General features: G+C 59.3%; 13 protein-coding genes. 11 read left to right on the top strand and 2 right to left on the bottom strand.

The window, feature by feature from the left end:
• Positions 1-78 precede the first annotated feature (78 nt).
• From LJD29_RS08795 to glyA, 5 genes are read left to right on the top strand one after another with little or no spacing between them, the layout of a single operon-like run.
• Positions 79-699: a nuclear transport factor 2 family protein gene (locus tag LJD29_RS08795; RefSeq protein ID WP_446745387.1), complete on the top strand. Its 621-nt coding sequence runs from the start codon at positions 79-81 to the stop codon at positions 697-699.
• Between the two features lie 5 nt (positions 700-704).
• Entirely contained in the window at positions 705-1,886 is a 1,182-nt protein-coding gene (gene alr, locus LJD29_RS08790) for an alanine racemase (RefSeq protein WP_446745386.1), read from the top strand.
• Positions 1,887-1,888: 2 nt separating this feature from the next.
• The gene (locus LJD29_RS08785) at positions 1,889-3,142 is read left to right on the top strand and encodes an alpha/beta fold hydrolase (RefSeq protein ID WP_446745385.1); all 1,254 of its coding nucleotides are present in this window, start codon (positions 1,889-1,891) and stop codon (positions 3,140-3,142) included.
• Positions 3,143-3,147: 5 nt separating this feature from the next.
• Complete coding sequence (locus LJD29_RS08780) at positions 3,148-3,852, top strand: YoaK family protein (RefSeq protein WP_446745384.1); 705 nt, start codon at positions 3,148-3,150, stop codon at positions 3,850-3,852.
• 31 nt (positions 3,853-3,883) lie between these two features.
• Complete coding sequence (gene glyA / locus LJD29_RS08775) at positions 3,884-5,167, top strand: serine hydroxymethyltransferase (protein ID WP_446745383.1); 1,284 nt, start codon at positions 3,884-3,886, stop codon at positions 5,165-5,167.
• On the opposite strand, the gene LJD29_RS08770 is transcribed toward glyA, so the two are convergent.
• On the bottom strand, positions 5,076-6,713 hold the full coding sequence (locus LJD29_RS08770) for a GGDEF domain-containing protein (protein WP_446745382.1): 1,638 nt from the start codon (positions 6,711-6,713) through the stop codon (positions 5,076-5,078). The two genes, glyA and LJD29_RS08770, sit on opposite strands and share 92 nt — an antisense overlap.
• A 323-nt stretch (positions 6,714-7,036) precedes the next feature.
• On the opposite strand from LJD29_RS08770, the gene LJD29_RS08765 reads away from it, so the two are divergent.
• On the top strand, positions 7,037-7,213 hold the full coding sequence (locus LJD29_RS08765) for a hypothetical protein (protein WP_446745381.1): 177 nt from the start codon (positions 7,037-7,039) through the stop codon (positions 7,211-7,213).
• Here the strand turns inward: LJD29_RS08765 and LJD29_RS08760 are convergent, their stop codons facing one another.
• A complete protein-coding gene (locus LJD29_RS08760) occupies positions 7,214-8,878 on the bottom strand; it encodes an AsmA family protein (RefSeq protein ID WP_446745380.1) in 1,665 nt (554 codons plus the stop codon). It abuts the gene before it with no gap.
• Positions 8,879-8,975: 97 nt separating this feature from the next.
• Here LJD29_RS08760 and LJD29_RS08755 point away from each other — a divergent pair, with 97 nt between their 5' ends.
• From LJD29_RS08755 to LJD29_RS08735, 5 genes are all read left to right on the top strand, one after another.
• Positions 8,976-9,908: a carbohydrate kinase family protein gene (locus LJD29_RS08755; RefSeq protein WP_446745379.1), complete on the top strand. Its 933-nt coding sequence runs from the start codon at positions 8,976-8,978 to the stop codon at positions 9,906-9,908.
• 50 nt (positions 9,909-9,958) lie between these two features.
• Positions 9,959-11,263, top strand: coding sequence for a DUF2252 domain-containing protein (locus LJD29_RS08750; protein WP_446745378.1), 1,305 nt, complete (start codon positions 9,959-9,961; stop codon positions 11,261-11,263).
• A 55-nt stretch (positions 11,264-11,318) separates the two neighbouring features.
• Positions 11,319-13,256 (top strand): ABC-F family ATP-binding cassette domain-containing protein, encoded by a 1,938-nt coding sequence (locus tag LJD29_RS08745; RefSeq protein WP_446745377.1) that lies wholly within the window; start codon positions 11,319-11,321, stop codon positions 13,254-13,256.
• Between the two features lie 257 nt (positions 13,257-13,513).
• Positions 13,514-13,858: a PadR family transcriptional regulator gene (locus LJD29_RS08740; protein ID WP_446745376.1), complete on the top strand. Its 345-nt coding sequence runs from the start codon at positions 13,514-13,516 to the stop codon at positions 13,856-13,858.
• A gap of 2 nt (positions 13,859-13,860) precedes the next feature.
• The gene (locus LJD29_RS08735) at positions 13,861-15,660 is read left to right on the top strand and encodes an amidohydrolase family protein (RefSeq protein WP_446745375.1); all 1,800 of its coding nucleotides are present in this window, start codon (positions 13,861-13,863) and stop codon (positions 15,658-15,660) included.
• Positions 15,661-15,791 lie beyond the last annotated feature (131 nt).

Genomic DNA, 15,791 nt, shown 5'->3' with positions numbered 1-15,791 from the left:
AAACCATGAAAGCGCTCCGGCTTCGAACCACAAAAAATCCCGAACCTTTATCATGGAAGTGAGCGATTCGTTCTGCGTATGAACAAGAAATCCTTTGCCCTTTCTGCCGCGCCCATTTTGGCCGCCATGCTTGCCCTTACAAACCACGCCTCCGCGCAGGTGACGGCGACTCCACAGTCGTCTAGCCAGTCGCCCGAAGTTGACCAGTTTCAGAAGCTGGAAGACGGTTGGAGCACAGCCGTTGCGAACAAGGACCAGTACGCCCTCGAGAACCTGCTGTCCCCCTCGTTCCTCGACATCGCTGCCGACGGCGACATCTCCACCCGCAACCAGTTCGTGGCCAACATGTTCGCGAAGGGCCAGCCCGATCTCGTGAGCATCGAGCAGCGTGTCGTGAACGTGCGCATTGTCGAGGACGTGGCCATCATCGACGGCACTTACATCGTGAAGCACAAGATCAGCGGTGTGGTGCGCGAAGAACGCGGCATCTTCACGCATACCTATCAGCGCACGCGCTCCAGCTGGGTGTGCATCCACTCGCAGCGCACTCCGGTTGTGGAGCAGGGCGGCCCTGACCAGAAGCCGAAGACGCAAAAGAAGAGCAGCGCCGAGCTGCCCTTCCACGTTCCGTTCTTCCACAAGGGTGATGATTCGTCTCAGCCTCCTCCGCCGCCGGGCTCCAACCAGCCCCCGTCGTAGCGGCCATGATGACAACACGTCCCCTCTGGGCTGAAATCTCCACCACCAGGCTTCGTCACAACTTTCAGCACCTGCGCTCCCTCGCGGGCCGGGCTGAGTTGCTGGCAATTGTGAAAGCCAACGGCTACGGACACGGCACTACGCTCTGCGCCGAAGTGCTGTCGCATGCAAACGCAGCGTGGCTCGGCGTAACCAGCGTCGAAGAAGGCATCGCCGTGCGCGCCGTTGCACCGAAGACGCCGATCCTGATCATGGGCGGAATCTGGGAAGAGGGTGCGGTACTCGCGCTCGAACATCGCCTGACGCCCGTGGTGTGGGAACCCTTTCACTTCGACTGGTTGAACAATGCAGCACGGCAGCTTAACCGTGGATCCGTCGAGGTGCATCTCGAGATCGACAGCGGCATGTCGCGCCAGGGCGTGCAGCCGGAAAGACTTCCTGCATTACTGGCGGCACTCCAGAATGCGCCGGTCATCCACATCAGCGGCATCATGACGCACTTCCACTCGCCCGAATACCTGAACGGCGAGGCGACCTCTGCGCAAATGAGAGTCTTTGCACAGTGCGTCGAGCAGGTCTGCGAAGCGGGCCACCGGCCGGAATGGCTGCACGCTGGCAATTCCGCATCGGTGATCGACTCCATCGGCATGCCCGAACTCGAAGAGCTGGCCACACAGCACGGCGCAAAGGCAATGATCCGTCCCGGCCTCTCGCTCTACGGCTACTCGCCCGACTTCGAAGGCCCCGGCGACAGATCCGGAAACGTCGCGGCGGCGGCGCATCCGCTCCAGCCGGTGCTCTCGTGGAAGACACGGATCATCTCCCTGCGCGAGATCGAGGCCGGAGAGACAGTCGGCTACTGCGAAGGCTTCCGCGCCGCAAGGCACTCGCGCATCGCTCTTCTGCCGGCCGGCTACGCCGACGGCTTGCGTCGAAGTCTTTCGCCGGGCGGAGAAGTCCTGGTGCGCGGCCAGCGCGCGCCCTTCGCGGGGCGCATCTCCATGGACCTGTCCTCCATCGATGTCACGACGATCCCCGATGCCAAGGCCGGTGACGAGGTCGTGCTGATCGGCCGCCAGGGCGAAGAGGCCATTACCGCAGCCGGCCACGCGCGGCTGGCCAAAACTATTCCGTATGAAATTCTGTGCGGCATCGCCGCACGGGTTCCGCGTGTGAGGATAGATTAAGCATGCTCAACAAACTCTACGCACGCTGGATGTACCACTGGGAAACCGTGCTGACCACGCGCGACGAAAATCGCATCGTGCGTCCGGTGGAGTGGGGCTTCGACTGGCTCGACGACTTTGTGGAGTCGGCCGGCCTGCGTCAGCAGATCTTCGGCAACGCCGACCCTTCCCGGCTGCAGGGGCATGAAGCCGAAGACGCCCTCGCTGCACTGAATGACGCCATCGTCGTACGCAGCACCGATTTCTACAGCTACACGAAGCCCACGGATTTCGTTCTCGAAACGCGCTTCCCCGAGCTCTATCCGACGAACGTGCGGCCCGAGACGCTCAAGCAGGACGCGGACCTGAAACAACAGGCCATCGACGGAAAGCTTGAAAAGGCCGACTTCCTCCGCTTCACTTCGCCCATTCGCACGCCGTATCCGGAAAACGATCTCGTGAATGCGCGCTGGTACCCGGCGCCTGCCGAAAAACAGCAGGGCAAGCCGAAGCAGGCCATCATCGTCATGCCGCAGTGGAATGCCGATGCCTTCAGCCACAACGCGCTCTGCTCGCTCTTCAACCGCTTCGGTATCTCGGCGCTGCGCCTCAGCAAGCCCTATCACGACATCCGCCGCCCGGCTGAGCTGGAGCGCTCGGACTATGCCGTCAGCTCGAACATCGGCCGCAACATCGCCGCATGCCGGCAGGCTGTCGTCGACATCCGCTGCTGCATCGACTGGCTCGAAGACCAGGGCTATGAGCAGTTCGGCGTGCTCGGCACCAGCCTCGGCTCCTGCTACGCCTTCATCGCCTCAGCGCACGACGAGCGGCTGAAGGTGAACGCCTTCAACCACGCATCGACTTCCTTCGGCGACGTGGTCTGGACCGGCCAGAGCACACGGCATATCCGCAAGGCCTTTGAAGACGCCGGCCTCACACAGGAACGCCTGCGCCGCCTCTTCGGCGCGACCAGCCCGGTGAACTTCATGGAGCGTTTCGCGGCTACTCATAAAAAGGTTCTTGTCGTGCACGCAAAGTACGATCTCACCTTCCTCGAGCAGTATTCGCTGGAGGTGCTGCAGGCGTTTTCGAAGCTTGGCATCGACTTCGTCTCGAAGATACTGCCCTGCGGCCACTACACCACCGGCGAGACGCCATACAAGTACATCGACGGCTGGTACCTCGGCTCTTTTGTCTACAATGCCTTCAAGTTCTGGGCTGAAAATGGCGCCGCATCGGCGCTCCGGCACAAATCAGAGCTGATCGCGAGATAACCGACATGACACCCTTCGGGGAGCCTGCTTCAGAAGAACACTCCGCCTCGCAGCTCGACACCGCCGCGCTGCTGGCGACTGCAGGCGGCTATCTCGACGGCTTTACCTACGTCGGCCATGGCCACGTCTTCGCCAACGCCATGACCGGTAACGTTGTGCTGCTGGCTATCGACATTATCGGCAAGGATTGGCGCGACAGCCTCCGGCATCTGTTGCCCATCATCGCCTTTTTCCTCGGGGTCTCCGCTGCGAAGGCGCTGCTCTGGTCACAATGGAAGATCCTGCGCTGGCCGCGCCGGGTCCTGCTGATCTGCGAGATCGCAGCCTTCACCGGGCTAAGCTTCCTGCCTCAGCATATTTCCGACTTCTGGATCACCATCAGCATCGCCTTCATCGCATCGGCGCAGGTCGAGACCTTTCGGAAGGTCCATCAGGCTTCCTTCAATTCGACTTTCACGACAGGCAATCTGCGTACCCTGAGCGCCAGCATCTTCGACTGGTTCGTGGGCAATCACAACGAACAGAATCGCCAGCAGATCGTGGATTTCGCTGTGATCTGCCTGTTGTTCTTCCTCGGCGCGGCGGCTGGAGCCCTGCTGGTGCAGCGTTTTGGAAACCATGCCCTGTGGGGCGCTATCCTGTTGCTGGCTTTGGCCTTATGGAGAATCTGCCCGGCCGGCGGAACGAAATTGGCTCCGGCAGCCGACTGATGCCCTCCGGGCATGGCGATACAATCGAAGCATGACCGACCGCATGTCTCTGCCGCTTGCCCAGGCCGATCCTGAGATCGCCTCCGCCATCGAACACGAAGTTCTCCGCCAGCATGAAGGGCTGGAGATGATCGCTTCAGAAAACTTCGTTAGCGAGGCCGTGCTTGAGGCCGCCGGTTCGGTCTTCACCAACAAGTATGCCGAGGGCTATCCCGGACGCCGCTACTACGGTGGTTGCGAATTTGCCGACGTTGTCGAAAACCTCGCCCGCGATCGCGCCAAGCAGCTCTTCGGCGCCGAACACGCCAACGTGCAGCCGCACTCCGGCTCGCAGGCAAACGCCGGAGCCTACATGGCTGTTCTGACGCCCGGCGACACCATTCTCGGGCTCGATCTTGCGCACGGTGGCCATTTGACGCACGGCCACAAGCTGAATTTCTCCGGCAAGCTCTTCCGGGTCGCTTCCTACACCGTTCGCAAAGACACTGAGCAGATCGACTACGACGAGCTCGAGTCCATTGCTCTTCGCGAGAAGCCGAAAGCCATTATCGGTGGCGGCAGTGCCTATCCGCGCATCTGGGACTTTCCCCGCATGCGCTCCATTGCCGATAAGGCCGGAGCCCTGCTGATTGTAGATATGGCACACTTTGCCGGACTCGTAGCCGGCGGCGCGCATCCTTCACCGGTTCCGCATGCGCACATCACCACAACCACGACCCACAAGACGCTGCGCGGTCCCCGCTCCGGCCTGATTCTCAGCGGACAGGAGTTCGCTGCTGCCATCGACAAGAGCGTCTTTCCCGGCCAGCAGGGCGGACCGCTCGTGCACATCGTCGCCGCCAAGGCCGTAGCCTTCCGCGAAGCGCTGCAGCCCGAATTCAAGACCTACGCCAGCCAGATCGTCGCCAATGCAAAGGTACTGGCCGAGGCATTGCAGGCCGAGGGCTTCCGCGTCGTCTCCGGAGGCACGGACAACCACCTGATGCTGGTCGATGTCTTCGCCAAGGGGACTCTGGGCAGCGAGGCTGAAAACGCGTTGGGTGAGGCGGGCATCACGGTCAACAAGAATGCCATCCCTTACGACACCAACCCTCCGCTCAAGCCGAGCGGCATCCGTATCGGAACTCCGGCACTGACGACACGCGGCATGAAGGAAGGCGAGATGAAGACCATCGCCACCTGGATTGCGCAGGCCCTCACCGAGCGCAGCAATCCCGATGCGCTCAGGAAAATTCGTGGCCAGGTGCAGGAGCTGGCTGAGCAGTTCCCACTTTATCCCTGGCTGCGAGAGCCGGAAGTGGCTGCGGCTCGTTAAGACTGCGGACGATCTCGGTTTCAATTGGCATTTCGCAAAACTCGATGCGGTTCCGGCCATTCTGCTTTGCCTTGTACAAAGCGCGGTCGGCCGCGTCGACCAATTCATGCATTCTCGCCAGCGCCGGCGCCGCATAGGTCGAGATCCCGACACTGATCGTCACAAACTCGCCAACCGGCGATTCGTTCTGGATGTGAAGGGCCCGCACCGCCTCCTGCATCCTGACCGCGACGTTTTCCGCTCCCAGGCGGTCGGTCGTGGGCAGAATAACGGCAAACTCCTCACCACCGTAACGAGCCAGCATGTCGCCACTGCGGGGCAGGCAATGCTTTAAAGCCTGGGCAAGCCGCACCAGGCATTCGTCGCCTGCCGGATGGCCATAGTGATCGTTGAGGCGCTTGAAGTAATCCGCGTCCACCATGAGCAGCGAAAGCGGCTGCATCACACGCCCGGCCCGGCTCCATTCCATTTCAAAGATCTCGTCGAAATGACGACGGTTCGGCACGCCCGTCAGGGCATCCTGGAAGGAGAGCTTCTGCAGGCGCTCTTTCGCTTCGGCGAGTTCCTTCTCCGACTGCATGTAGCGGTTTTGCAGGAACGTGGCTCGCACCGCATACAGAACGAGCGCGATCTGGATCGCGGCCAGCCCGTAATGGAAATGCCGCCGCACAATTGACGCTCCCAGCGCAGTGAGGGCAAGGGTGAAAAAGATAGGGCTGAGCGTCTCGATGAAGAGAGCAAGCTTGGTCTTTCGGAATGCCGTTTTGCTCTCTGGAATGTGCACATCGGACAGGAGCAACACCAGAGCCAGCAGCAGGAAAGGCGCTTCCATGAGTATGCTGCGAAAGCCCACCGCATGTTTTGACCTGATATCGAAAAAGTTGAAGAGCTCCGCGCAGCCCGCGTAGCTCCAGAGAAACAAGGACAGGGTGCGATAGAGAGAGCGCTCCTCGGTATTACGCGGGCAGGAGAGCAGGCGTGCCGTCACCGCGACCGCCAGCAGAATGTTCTCCGCAAGGTAGGTCTGGACCAGGAGATGAATCGAGGCCGGTGCAAAAGCACCTATAAACGGGATCGTCGAGAACAGCCGGATATAAACCAGGCAGCCGGCCAGGAGCGCCTGCAGGCCGTCAATACCTGCCAGCAACCATACGCGTTGCCTGTGATCGGGCAGGCAGATCGCCAGCAGCATGGGCACGCCGTAGATGAAAAAGGCAAAGTCAGAGATAAAGGCGGTCGAACGCGGGGCGTGCACCACCATATCGCCCCAGGCAGACAACGCCATGCCAGTCATCCACAACAACATGCTGCCGCAAATCAGGATCCAGTTCATGCGGAGACGCGGCGGCGACGTCCAGGCGCGCCAGCAGCATGCCGAGTACGCAGCCAGCCCAGCGAGCAGCTGGAGCGCGTACGTGGCCCCCATGGCGAAAACAGAGTCCATCGCATCCGCCATGGTGGCGACCCAAAGCACCAGCGCCTGCACGCACAGAAAAGAGAGCGCGAGAGGCAGGAAGCTGTTCGAGTTGAGAACCTTTTTCGGCATGAACGGGCGGTGAAGCTAGCACCTCTCCGACCAATGGAGCAATAAATTTCAGGGGTATAGCATAACAACGTGAAACAACATTAGTCCGGATTCATGTTTAGATTGAAATAACTCTTCCAATCCGGCCACAAGTTTGCAAGTACAACAAAAATAGGGGCCTTTTCTAACACAAGATAGCCCATAACTTACTGCGCTCTAACACGGATGTGTCAAGCGTCCTACCGCCCGCGGCCGCGTTCATCGCTCGAAAAGTGCTATGGCTTAGACGTGCCGCCGGCGCGAAACTGCTACTACCGCTATCCGATCAGGGAAGGAACATCAACATGCTTCTGCTTTCAGCCATTTTCGCTGCCGTCATCTTCACTACTGTTGCCACCATGGTAGGCGGAAAACGCGAAAGGACGGCCGCTATCGCAAGAAAGCGGGTACCCGTCGAGCTCGATGCCTACGATGCTCCAACCCTGCCGCTGCACCGTACGATGGGGCTCGGAGGCCGCTAATTATTTCTGCGGAGCGTTGCTCCCGTCTTGCCCCTTCTTGTCATCATCCTTCGACTTATCCTTGTGGCCGAAATCGAGGCCAAAATGAGGCTCTGAGCGGGTGCCCGTCACCTGGATCGGTACCTCCGTCCCGGCGCCGTCCTTGGCAAAAAATGGATCCACCGGCTTTAGCAACAACGACTTCCAGCCCGTAACCATCTGCGAGACATGAGCCTGTAGCCGAGCCTTGCCATGGAAGTCGAACTGGTTTCCGTCGAGCGAGTAGACACCGTCCATCGCCACCTGGGCTCCTGGAATCTCGTATCTCAGGTCAGTGATGGTCAGTTTCTGAGCGCCCAGGTTGAACTTCCCGCTCATATCCGAGGCCGTGTTTGGCCGGACACCTTCTTTGGCCTGGTCCGCATGCCCCTGCCCGCGCAAGCTCAGCTCATCCACCTTCTTCTGAATGCTCTCCGTCGTGAAGTGAGCGTCCTTGATAGCGAAGTTGCCGTCGAGGCGCAGCTTGTCGGTCACCGACTGCTGGCCGGGCGGCAGGAAGAACTTGGTGTGCAGCATCAGGTTGCCGGTCATGATCGGCGGATCGGTCTTCACGCCCAGTTTCAGCATGTCTTCGATACGGGCAGGCGAAACCGTCACATCGAGCGTGATGAAATGGCCCGGAACAGACGGTGAGCGAACCACCTTGCCCTTCGCGAGGATATGGGAATTGAGAATCTGCGCATTCACCGGCTCAAGGTAGGTATCGCCGTTTGTACCGTCCACGATGGCGTGGAACTCGGTATGCAGCGGGACCGGGTGTTGCGCAATCGTCAGCCGGAAGTCAGGCGTATCCGTCGTGCCATCGACAACGATGTGATCGAGCGTACCGTCGTACTTCCCCGTCGAAGACAAAATGCCGCCAATACCTTTCAGCGTTCCCAGGTCAGCATGGCTGAATTTATAAGTACCGGTAACTGGGGTATCCCCTGGGCTGCCGGTGTTATAAGGACCGAAGGTACCCCGCGAGTCGATGTCGCCGATCGGCTTGGGATTGGTGAGGATGGCATGGAAGTCCATTGGACGCCCCGCGCCGACCGAAGTCATCTGCAGCTTGCTGATCTCGAAATCGAGCGGCACCTTGCCCGGCTTGTCGGTACCAAGGATCAGCGTCGCGTTGTCGATCAGCAACTCATCTACGACAATCTCGATCTTTCCGTTGCCGGTGTCGCCCTTCTTCTGAAGATGCGGCATGTTCTTGCGCTGGTCTTTGGGCGGCAGGTGGATTCCAAGATCCGTAATGTGTACCTGGCCCACATGCATCGGCGAACGGAAGAGATCCTGCCAGTTGATGCGGAAGGAGAATTTGCCGACCGAGAAGAGCGGTTGATCCATATCCAGGTTGTTTGGATAGACCTTAAGGCCGCCGCCACTGACTTCAAATCCGCGCCACGCCGAGACTCCGAAGGAGTCCAGCTCCACCTGGCTGTTGTACCGGGTAGACAGAGTATCGATGACACGCTTGCGAAGGATCGGCTCCGCGCGATGGAAGTAGATCGCTACGCCTGTAAATGCCGTCACCGCGAGAACAAAGAGTATGATCGCCAGGGCGAAAAAGAAGCGTTTCGTACCGCTCCTGCGAGGTTTCGAGGACGCTGAGTGGGATTCTGGCCCCGGTCTTTCTGCCACGTTTCATTCTCCGTTCCCGCTCTGGCCCAAGCGCAGTCTAATAGGAGGCTCGTTTCCATCGATTCGTTGTTCGGCTGGAATAGTTTAGGGTGAGGAAATGACCGCTGAAACCAAGACGATCGTAGGACTGGGCGAACTGCTGTGGGATCTCCTCCCCGAAGGAGAGCGGCTGGGCGGAGCCCCGGCCAACTTTGCCGTGATGGCGTCGCGGCTCGGCAGCCAGGGAGTCATCGCCAGCCGCCTGGGCACCGACGACCTCGGCGAAAGAGCACTCGAACACCTGGCACACTTCTCTGCCGACACCAGCCTGCTCCAGCACGATCACAGGGCACCTACCGGTACAGTCGGCGTGGAGTTCAAAAATGGCGAACCGCACTATGTGATCCATCAACCGGCAGCATGGGACTTTCTCGAGCTCTCTCCGGATTGGCACCTGCTTGCCGGGGAGGCGGACGCCGTATGCTTCGGCACGCTCGGACAGCGGCATCCCGTGGCCCGCAAAACCATCCTGCAGTTTCTCGCTGCCACCCGGCCGGACTGCACCCGCGTCTTCGATGTAAACCTGCGCGCCCCGTTCTTCAGCGGCACCCTGATCGCGGCCTCGCTGGCCGAGGCCACCATCTTCAAGCTCAACGAGGCCGAAGTACCTGAAGTCCTGCGCATGCTCGGGAACGACACCCCGCTCATACAAGGAGACGAAGGCCTGATTGCCGGCGCACGCTGGCTGCTCGAACGCTATCCCATGAAGCTGGTAGTTATCACCATGGGCGGCGATGGCAGCCTGCTGGTAACGCGCGAGGCCTTCCACAGGCGCGAAGGCATTCGCGGCCCGGTCGCCGACACCGTGGGCGCGGGCGATGCCTTTACTGCCGCCCTGACCCACTATTGGCTGCAGGGTGCATCGCTGGCGCGCATGAACGAGGCGGGTAATCGCTGGGGCGGTTGGGTCGCCTCGCAGCCCGGCGCCATGCCTCCGCTCGATCACGAGGTCTACGCCAGGATCACGCAACTGATTGAGGCGGTCGCATAAAAAGCGGCCGTTTGTCTTCATTCCGGAAAAGCTTTAATCTTTGACCTTCGATGACTCACTTTCCCAGCTCGCAGGAGCGCCGCGCGCTTGGCCGATCCCGCCGAAAGCAGCTCACCCGTCAATCGCTTGCCGAGTGGAAACCGTCGCACCGCCATCTCGATCCCATCACCGTAATTGAGCGTTCCATGCGTGGGCGGATCCCGCAGCTGGCCGGGCTCAAGTACGAGCGCATGATGGCATCCCCCTTCGGATTCTTCCGTGGTGCCGCTCCGGTGATGGCAGCCGATCTTGCCGCGGTACCGAATACGAATATCGTCAATCAGATTTGCGGCGACGCCCACGTCACCAACCTCGGTGCCTTTGCCGCTCCCGATGGCCGGCTGGTCTTCGACATCAACGATTTCGACGAAACGATCCGCGCCCCCTTCGAGTGGGACACCAAACGCCTTGCCACCAGCCTCATACTTGCCGGCCGCCAGAACGGCGAGAAAAGCAATGCCTGCGAAGAAGCCGTGATGCGCTGCATGGCCCGCTATCGCAAGCTGATCGACAGCTTCGCCCGCATGCCCGTGCTCGAGGTTGCGCTCTACCAGGTGCATCGCCTGCAAAGAGTAGAACCGGTATCGAAGGCACTCCTCAAAGCCGAACGCAAAACTCCCGCTCATGCTGTGGAGCAACTGACCGAGCCGGGAAAAGAACCGCATACCCGGATCTTCCGCGAAGCGAAGCCGCTGCTTTCCAGGGTGAACGCGCCGCAGCGCCGCGAGGTGCTCGCATCGCTGGTGTCCTACATCGAAACGCTGCAGCCGGAGCGGCAGCACTTCTTCGCTCAATATCGCCCTGTCGACGTGGCGTTCAAGGTAGTCGGCACCGGCTCCATCGGCCTGCGCGATTACGTTGTCTATTTCGAAGGCAACGGGCACAACGACCCTTTATTCCTCCAGATCAAAGAACAGCCGGGTTCTGCATACGCTCCGTACCTCGGCCCCTCAGGCCCGGTGACCCACCAGGGTCACCGGGTTGTGAACGGCCAGCGTGCCATGCAGTTTCAATCGGATCCTTTTCTCGGCTGGACAACAATCGCCCACCGCCAGTACGAGGTTCGACAGCTCAACGACCACAAGAGCGACATCGACTTCAACGACCTGGCAGGCGAAGCGCTGCTCGACTACGCCGAGGTCTGCGGAGAGCTGCTGGCGCGCGGCCACGCCCGCTCCGGAGACGCCTGCCTGCTGGCCGGATACCTCGGCGCCGGCGACAAGTTCGATCTGGCGATTACCGGTTTTGCAAACGCCTACGCCGACCAGGCGGAGGCCGACTGGAAGAAGCTCAAGACAGCGCGCGGAACAGCCTGACGCAGCCATCAGGATCGGTGGCGGGGAAATACTGCCTATCTCGTAAAATGAAGATATGCTGCAACTCGCCGACGCCGGCAAACGATTTGGCCACAAACTACTTTTCCAGGAAGCCAACTGGCTGATCACCCCCGACGAGCGCACCGCGCTGGTCGGCGCCAACGGAACCGGAAAATCCACGCTGATGAAGGTGCTCGCCGGGGTCGACGGACTCGACTACGGCAACATTCAGCGCACCCGCGGCATGACCATCGGCTACCTCCCGCAGGACGGCCTGCTCATGACCGGCCGCACCGTCTTCGACGAATGCCTCTCAGTCTTCGAAGAGCTGCTCGGCCTCGAAAAAGAGATGGAGGCGCTCACCGCCGCTCTCGCCGAGCTCGATCCGGAGAGTGCCGAGTACGAAGCCGTCGCCGAACGCTACTCCTACATCGACTCGCGTTTTCGTACCCATGACGGTTACGCATTGGACGCGCAGGTGGGCACCGTACTGACCGGCCTCGGTTTCTCGAAGACCGACTGGAAGCGGCAGACCTCGGAATTCTCAGGCGGCTGGCAGATGCGCATCGCGCTCGCAAAACTGCTGCTGCAGAAACCCAGCCTGTTGCTGCTCGACGAGCCGACGAACCACCTCGATCTCGAAACCCGCAACTGGCTCGAAGAATATCTGCGGACCTATCCCAACGGCTACATCCTCATCTCGCACGACCGCTACTTCCTCGACGTAACCGTGAACAAGATCATCGAGATCTGGAACAAGGGCCTGCACACCTACCACGGCAACTACGAGAAATACCTCACGCAGAAGGCTGAACGCCGCGTGCAGATCGAAGCGGCGTACAAGAACCAGAAGGAGCGCATCGAGCAGCTCGAAGCCTTCATCAATCGCTTTCGATATCAGGCGACAAAAGCCAAGCAGGTGCAGAGCCGCATCAAGGAACTCGAAAAGATCGAGCGCATCGAGATTCCTGACGAAGAGCAGATCATTCACTTCACCTTCCCGCAGCCTCCGGCATCGGGGCGCACCGTCGTCGAAGTCAACGATCTCTCGAAGAGCTACGGACCGAAGCACGTTCTGAACAATGTGGGCTTCACCATCGACCGGGGCGACCGCATCGCTCTCGTCGGGCTGAACGGCGCCGGAAAATCGACGCTGGTGCGCCTGCTTTCGGGCGGAGACACGCCGACCAGCGGCACGCTCAAGCTGGGCCACAATGTGCTCGCCGAGTACTTCGCGCAGGATCAGTACAAGGTGCTCGACCACGAAGCGCGCATGCTCGACGACATCGGCCGCACCGCGCCGAAGGTATCCGAAACCGAACTGCGCAGCCTGCTCGGATGCTTTCTCTTCTCCGGCGACGACGTCTACAAAAAGCTCGGCGTGCTCTCAGGCGGAGAACGCAACCGCTTCGCGCTGGCCAAGATCCTCGTCAGCCCGGCCAACTTCCTGCTGCTCGACGAACCGACGAACCACCTCGACCTGCGCGCGAAGGATGTCCTGCTCGAAGCCATACAAGCCTTTACCGGCACAGTCATCTTCGTCTCGCACGACCGTTACTTCATCGACCGCGTCGCCACGCGTGTCTTCGAGGTAGCCGACGGCAAGGTACATGTCTTCCCCGGCAATTACGAAGACTACCTCTGGCGCAAGGAAGGCGGCTCAGCCGCTCTGGCCGAAGCCACGCTGAAAGCCGAAGCAGTCGAAACGGCCATGCCTATCGCGACCGCTCCAGCCGTCGCCGAAGCCGCAGACAAAGACCGCAAGCGAGTGAACCCCATCAAGCTGAAGCAGATGCAGGAGCGGCTAAAGTTTGTCGAAGCCGAGATCCCACAGGTCGAAGCCGCCATCGGCGAAACCGAGCAGGCCCTGGGTAACTTTGTAAGCGCAGACGAAACAGCGCGACAGACAAAAGAGCTCGAATCGCTCCGCGAAAAACACTCTGCCCTGAACACCGAGTGGGAAGAGCTAATGGAGCAGCTGGAGTTCGCCTAGGACATTACTCTCCAAGATGCCGGGGCCGGGGTGCCCACTCATGACGCAGCTTCATCGCGGCATGAATGGGATGTCACAGATTCCGAGAGCGGCGTTTATCGGAAAATATCACCGTTTCCGGCAACGGTCGATGCGTGCTTTGGGCCAGTTCTCGCAAATTGAGAGCGCCGGTGCGATCCTTTCGCCATGCCGACCTCTCGAAATCGACTTTCCGCTTCTTGACAGGTACTCGGAAAGCGACATATCGTATTCCAAACATGGCGCTGAGTTGTGAAAGCTATCTTCCACTCTCGCCCGCTACGATGCATGTGTTGTTGGCGCTCACTGCCGGTGATCTTAACGGCTATGGCATCATGCTCACGGTCGCGCGTCATTCAGCTGGCGTCTACAAAATTGGCCCAGGCACTCTTTACGACAATCTGAAGAAGCTGCTTGCGCAAGGGCTTGTGACTGAGGTCCGAGGAAAAAGCAGCGCGCAGGATCATCGGCGCGAGTACCGGCTAACCTCACTGGGTTCAGACGTCCTGCGCGCGGAAACGGAACGTCTCTCTCAAGTCATCAAGTTCGCGCGGCGAAGCTTCCGTGCGGCGGAAGGGATGTAGTCATGGGCATCGAACAACGCGTGCTGAAGGTTCTCATCGCACTCCATCCTCACTCGTTTCGTGATGAGTTCGGACATGAAATGCTTTTGGATTATTGCGAGCTGGAGAAAAGCGGATCGCGAACGCTGCTCCTCGATGCAGCGCTCTCCCTCGCAGTACAGTGGTTCAAAATGCTTCGCCCCGGCGATGCAGGTCGATCGCCGGTTTCGATGAGTCCGACATTTCTCACAAATCAACCCGCGATGGCACTAACCTCGCCGCTTACTCCCTATGAACTGGCCAAAGGGTTATTGCTATCCGTCGCACTCTTGTTCGCATTCTGGTATGCAGAGGACCCGATGCGAGCCATGTTGGGCAGTGAATTGCGATCGTCGTTGTGGCGGCTCATCTCGCCGCAAACTAGCGCAGAGTCTCAAGTAAATTCACGCGTTATCGTTACGGACGTGTCGACTCTCAATCTTGAGAGCGGAGCAGTTTCAACCCACCGGGACGTCGTTGTAGTGGATGGCGTAATCACATCCATCGGTCCGCACGAGCATCGAGAAATTCTGACAGGAACGCAATTCATTGATGGCCACGGAAAATTTCTTATGCCTGGCTTGTGGGACATGCACGCGCATATTAAACATCCCAACGTCGACTTCCCCGTTTATCTGGCAAATGGTGTGCTAGGTCTTCGCAACATGGGCGGCGAGCAGGACAAGGTGTTTGCGTGGGATGCGAAGTTGAAGGAAGGTTCGTTGCTTGGACCGCTTGCATTTGTGAGCGGCCCAATTCTCGATGGACCTGGTGGCCCCGTTGAGCCGAAAAGTTATGGCGTCTTTATAGCGGATGCGAATCAGGCTCGTACAGAGGTGGACGCACTCAAGGCCAGAGGGGCAGACTTTGTGAAGGTGTACGACGCTCTGTCACGAGAATCGTATTTCGCAATCGCGGCAGAATCGAAGAAGGACGGTTTACCTTTTGCTGGGCACGTGCCGAACGAAGTCACCATTCTGGAAGCGGTACACGCAGGCCAGCGAAGTATCGAGCATGGCATCGAGCATCGCGGAGAATCCACGGCCGAAGAAGAACTGATTGAGCACGGAAAGACAAACGACTACTTCAAAAAAGCGATGCAAACGCATAACTTCACGCTCATCCCGGAAGGTATTGCGCACGATGGTGAGATCTGGCGGAAGCATTTCAGTCAAACACGCGCCGACGATCTCTATCGCGAATTTGCGAAGAACGGAACCTATCTGTGCCCAACCCTGGTCGCAGGGCGATCGGGTACATATGGTGATGAAATGGCGAACCATGCGGACCCGCGCCAGCGGTACATTGACCCGGGCACTCTTCCATACTGGCAGCCTTCTGCAAATCCGATCATGAAATATGCGACACCTGCCTATAAGGAGTGGCGCCAAACGTTATACAAGATGATATTGCAGCAGATACCGAGGCAGCAGGAGTTGGGCGTGCAGTTGCTAGCCGGAACCGACTTGACCGTACCCTTCATCTATCCCGGCTCCAGTGTTCATGATGAAGTGAGATTATTGGCTGATGCTGGACTGACACCGCTACAAGCGTTGCAAACAGCGACAACTCATCCAGTCGCCTTCTTTCATCTCGAGGACAGCCTGGGCAGTATAGCCGTGGGTAAAAGAGCGGAACTGGTCCTGCTCGATGGCAATCCGCTCCAAGATCTTCGCAATCTAGACCGCATTAGCGCTGTTCTCACGCATAAGAGAGCCTTCTTGCGACCTGAACTTGATCGAATGGAGACAAATGCGGCCAATGTCGCAAGTACATTCAAGTGATGTTTCTTGAAACGAGCGATCATTCCTCCAGGCCCCATAAACGCAGCTTTTGTCAGGAGGCGCATCATCGTCAATGCGCTCATCGAGCGCGGCTACGGTTGGAAGAGTGCATTGGCCTGTTATCGCCATTT

The sequence above is a fragment of the Silvibacterium acidisoli genome (assembly GCA_022870745.1).
Classification (GTDB): domain Bacteria; phylum Acidobacteriota; class Terriglobia; order Terriglobales; family Acidobacteriaceae; genus Silvibacterium.
This window is presented reverse-complemented; position numbering and strand designations above follow the sequence as displayed.